The following is a 343-nucleotide window of genomic DNA, read 5'->3' as shown; positions in this document are numbered from 1 at the left end:
AGGGGTGGATTATGTGGTGAATTACCAGTTTGGCCGGGTGCAGATCCTTGATGAGGCTTTGCTCGCTTCCAACATTCCCATTCAGGTATCCACTGAAAATAATGCCCTTTTTGGACAGCAAACAAAACGCTTCACCGGGATCAACGTGGAGCATATGATCAATGAGAATTTCCTTGTTGGTGCCACTTACCTAAACCTGAACGAAAGACCGCTTACTCAAAAATCCAATTACAGCTATGAACCAATTAACAATACTATTCTTGGGTTCAACCTGAATTACTCTACAGAATTGCCCTTTTTGACCCGCTGGGTGAACAGGCTTCCGAATATTGATACCGATGTG

The 343-nt window shown here is 43.7% G+C and carries 1 protein-coding gene; it reads left to right on the top strand.

Annotated features, from left to right (window positions below; translation table 11 throughout):
* Window positions 1–343 (top strand): hypothetical protein (locus HC176_RS18070; RefSeq protein WP_167920384.1); only part of this gene is annotated, 343 nt, incomplete at both ends.

This window comes from Tamlana crocina (assembly GCF_012037625.1).
The sequence above is the reverse complement of the archived record's forward strand: the minus strand, read 5'-3'. Positions and strand labels throughout refer to the sequence as shown.